Genomic DNA, 4,253 nt, shown 5'->3' with positions numbered 1-4,253 from the left:
GCCGGCGGGCGCTCGGGGCGGCGGCGGCCGGCCCGGCAGAGCACGGCCGCACCGGTGACGAAGGCGGCCGGGACGAGGTAGGAGGTGTACCGGGCGTAGACCCAGTTGTCGATCCGCCCGTCGTCCGGGAGCGCGGCGGCCGCGGCGAACGCGGTGCCGACGAGCAGTGCCACCAGGACGCCGCCGGCGATCCGGTGCGGGCGCGGGAAGCGGCCGCTGAACACGGCGTACACGCAGACGACGACCGCCAGCCCGCCGAATCCCCAGGTGGAGACGGTGAAGTACCAGATCTGTCCGGCCGTCCTGGTCAGCGTGCGCTGCAGGATGCCGGGGTCCGTCAGGCCCTCCCACAGGTAGCTGCCGACCTTGCTCGGCTCGACGGTGAACTGCCGGTTCAGCCACCACGCCAGCGCCCCGGCGAAGGCCGCGCCGGCGCCGAGCGCGGCCAGGCCGGCCACCGTGCTGCGCCACGGCGCCCACCGCAGCAGCAGTGCGCCGACCAGCACCACCGCGGTGACCGCGACCACGACGCCGCCGCGGTCGTGCGTCGCCATGGTGTACGCCGCGGCCGCGCCGGCCCCGGCCGCGTACCGGGCGCGGCGCCCGGCGGGGCCGTCGGAGAGCCAGCCGTGCAGGCAGAGCAGCCAGGCCAGGACCAGCACCGGCAGCACGGCGTCGGTGAGGGCGAACTCGGCGTAGAAGACCACGGGCGGCAGCAGGGCGGTGACCGCGGCGAAGACGTACGCGGGCAGCCGGCCCAGGCCCAGCCGGCGCAGTGCCAGGAGGGCGAGCGGGAAGACCAGCGCGTTGAGCAGAGCGTTGATCCCCATCACCAGGTGGTAGGCCGTCACCGGGTCGTCCGCGATCCGCAGCGCCGGGGAGATCAGCAGCGGGTACCCGCCCGGGATGACCACGCCGGCCGGCATCTCGGTGGCCGGCCGCCCGGCCAGCACGCGGGCCAGCACCAGGTACGACTCCTCGTCGGGGTGCACGGACGGGTAGCTGAGGTGCCGGACGAGCAGGAGCCGGGCGAGCACCGCCGCGGCGTACCCGGCGAGCACCGCGCCGGGCCGGAACCAGCGCCGGCCGCGGGCCTGCCGGGCCCATCGGGTGGCGCTGGCCCATCGGGTGGCGCGGGCCGACGGGCCGGCCGGGACGGGCGGTTGCGGCCCGTCCGGCCGGCGGAGGGTCGTCGCTGTCGGGGTCTGCTGCACGGTGGTGGACTCCTGACGGTGTGCCGGGGCGGCGCGCCCGGTCGGGGCGCGCCGCCGGGGACGGTCGCGGGCCGGCGGGGCCTCAGCCGGGGCGGCGGGTGAGCGGGATGCGGGAGCGGGTGACGGCGGCGGCGAGCAGGCCGGCGAGCAGCGGGAGGGCGAGCACGGTGAGGGCGATCCCGGTCCAGGGGACGACGACCGGGGCGGCCGCGCCCGGCAGGCCGGCGGCCTTCGCCCGGAGCAGGGCGAGCGCGGGCACGAACCCGTTGACGGTGCCGAGCGCCGCGCCGAGGAAGGCGATCAGCGCGCACTGGACGCCGGAGAGCCGGCGGCGGATGCCGGGCGGCGCGCCGACGGCGGCCAGGGTGGCCTGGTCGCGCCGGGAGTCGGCGGCGGCGAGGCCGGTGGCGATGCAGGCGGCGCCGAGGACGACCAGCGCCGCGAAGCCGGTGAGGGCGAGGGCCGGCAGGTCGCTCTTGGGCCGGTAGCCGCGCTCGACGTCGAGCTGGGCCAGCGGCGCCAGCCGGTCGGCGGTGGCGGCGGCCCGCTGCTGGGCCCGGTGGTCGGGTGCGGTGGCGGGCAGCCAGACCGCGCCCACGGGCTTGACGGTCAGGCCGAGGCGCTGCACGGTCGCGGCGCCGACGATGCCGGTCCCGTACCGGGCGGCGTCCGGGTCCGCGACCAGGACGGCGTCGACGGCGAGCTCCTTGATCTCCTGGGACGCGCCCGAGCCGGGCTGCGTGCCGCCGGTGAACCCGCCGGTGAGCTGGAGCAGCACCTTGCCGTCGTGGATCCGTGCGGGGTCGAAGACGACGGCCTTGCCGGCGGCGAGCGCCTGCTCGGCGGCCGGGTCGCGGAGGGCGAAGGCGTTGTGCAGGGCGGCGGCGTCGCCGACGACGAGGGTGGTCGGCCCGTGCAGTCCGCTGCCGCCCTTGACGGTGACGGTGCTGGAGCAGCCCGGGCACCAGGAGTAGAACGCCTGGGCGAGGTCGGCGCGTTCGCCGAGGCCGGGGATGTCCTGTTCGACGGCCGAGCGCAGCCGGGGGAGCTGCGGGTCGTCCGGGGTGACGGCGAGGGTGACGGCGTTGACCGGGGTGAACGGCCGGTAGGCGGCGCGGTCCCGCGCCTCGGTGCTGCCGGTGTAGAGGCCGACGGCGACCGCACCGGCCACGGCGGCCATCACGGCGGCGACGGCGGGGGCGGTGCGTCCGCGGTGGCGGGCGGAGTCGCGCAGCGCGAGCCGGCCGCCGAGCGGCAGGTGGCGGGCGAGCCGGCCGCAGAGCGCGATCAGCAGCGGGGTGAGCAGGAGCAGGCCCAGTTCGGCGGTGACCGAGCCGGCCAGCACCATCAGCGTCATCCGGTCGAGGCCGGCCAGGACGGCGATGCCGCGCCCGGTGCCGTCGTCGGTGCCGACGGCGAGCAGGGCGGTGGCCGCACCCGCGACGAAGAGCACGACGCCGAGGGCGGTGGTCCGCCTGCTCGGCGCGCGGACGGTGTCGCGGCCGTGCAGACCGGCGGTGACGCTCTGCCGGGCGGCCTGCAGGGCGGGCAGCGCGGCGGCGAGCAGCGCGGTGAGCAGGCCGACGGCGCCGATCGCCGCGAGGTCGGTGATCCGCAGGCCGAAGTGGCCGAACCGGCTGCCGGCGGTCTCCTCGATCCACGGCCGGAGCACCGCCACCAGGCCGGTGCCGAGCAGGACGCCGGCCGCCGCGCCGGCCACGCCGAGCACCAGGCCGGCGCCGAGGACGACGGCGGCGACGTGCCCGCGGTCCCCGCCGGTGGCCGCGAGCAGCGCCAGCTGTCGGCGGGAGCGGCGGGCGCCGACCGCGAAGGCGGGCCCGGCGAGCAGGGCCACCTCCAGCAGGGCCATGGCGGCGACGGTGGCCACCACGACCACGGTGTTCCGGCGGGGGGAGCCGGCCAGGGCGTCGCCGGTGCCGGCCGACGGGCCGCGGTAGGAGTCGTCCGCCCCGGCGGACGGGCCGGCCGCGACGGCGCGGGAGGTGGCGGTGAACCCGTGTGCGTTCAGCCGCTGGACGCCGGCCCGGTCGAGGGTCTGGCCGGCGGGGAGCCGGACCAGCCAGGACGCCTTGTCGGCGGCCTGTTCGGAGACGCCGGTCGGCGGTTTGGCGGCCGGGGTCAGGGCGGCGAGCGGCTCGATCACCTCGCCCGGGCGGCCGACGAACTCGACCTTGTCGAGGTCGCCGGGGTGCTCCACCACGCCGGTCACGGTGAACGGCGTCTTCTCCAGCCCCTTGAGGGTGGTGCCGGAGCCGAGGCCGAGCCCGGACTCGCGCAGGAACGCCCGGGTGACGGCCGCCTCGTGCGGGCCCTGGGGCGCACGGCCCTCGACCAGGTCGATCCGGCCCTTCCAGGCCGGGTCGGCCAGGTCGGCCTCGGCGGTGTCGGTCTGGAGCAGGCCGTCGCGGGAGGCGGCGCTCGCGGTGGGCCCGGGGCCGGCCGGCAGCAGGACGGCGCCGGGCAGCAGTTCCTTCAGCAGCTCGGCGGGGACGGCGGCGGCGCCCCGGGCCTGTTCGGGGGTGGGCGCCTCGTTCGGCCTCGGTGCGACGGCGTAGGCGCCGTCCTCGGCGAACGGGGCCTGGTGGACGGTGCTGCCGGGCGCGTACGCGGTGACGTACGCGTCGGCGCCGCCGAGCAGCCGCTCGGCCCGCTCGGCGGGGGTGAGCTGGCCGCTGCGGTAGACGACGTCGGCGCCGGAGACGCCGAGGACGGGCAGCGCGACCATGGCGATGACGAGGGCGCTGCGGCCCTTGGCGCGCAGGGCGTCGCGGCGGGCGATGCGCAGCGCGACCTTGAGCGGACGGAGCCTCATCGGGCGGCCCCGATCCGGTCGGCCGGGTGGACCCGGCCGTGGCGGGCGGCCATCCGCAGCAGGACGTCGGCGCTCTGGCCGGAGCCCTCGTCCACGATCCGGCCGTCGCTGAGGAAGACGACGCGGTCGGCCCAGGCGGCGTGGCGGGGTTCGTGGGTGACCATCATGGCGGCGGCGCCGGCGTCGCAGCGGGCGCGCAGGACGGC

Annotated in this window: 2 protein-coding genes and 1 pseudogene; all 3 read right to left on the bottom strand. The window is 78.3% G+C overall.

Annotated elements, in window-relative coordinates; translation table 11 throughout:
• Nucleotides 1-1,214: hypothetical protein (locus tag ABZ885_RS36430; RefSeq protein WP_360198700.1), on the bottom strand; the 1,214-nt coding region annotated here is incomplete at its 3' end.
• Nucleotides 1,215-1,296: 82 nt separating this feature from the next.
• On the bottom strand, nucleotides 1,297-4,047 hold the full coding sequence (locus ABZ885_RS36425) for an ABC transporter permease (RefSeq protein ID WP_360198698.1): 2,751 nt from the start codon (nucleotides 4,045-4,047) through the stop codon (nucleotides 1,297-1,299).
• A pseudogene (locus ABZ885_RS36420) lies at nucleotides 4,044-4,253 on the bottom strand (ABC transporter ATP-binding protein); the annotation flags it as partial. The gene ABZ885_RS36425 and the pseudogene ABZ885_RS36420, both read right to left, overlap by 4 nt.

Origin of the sequence: Kitasatospora sp. NPDC047058 (assembly GCF_040643935.1) — a bacterium.
In the GTDB taxonomy this organism is placed as follows: domain Bacteria; phylum Actinomycetota; class Actinomycetes; order Streptomycetales; family Streptomycetaceae; genus Kitasatospora.
Note: the sequence above shows the minus strand (reverse complement) of the source record. Positions and strands in the feature narration are given on the sequence as shown.

Coding starts and splice junctions, on each gene's coding strand:
- ABZ885_RS36425 (WP_360198698.1), bottom strand. CDS start 4,047: ATGAGGCTCCGTCCGCTCAAGGTCGCGCTGCGCATCGCCCGCCGCGAC.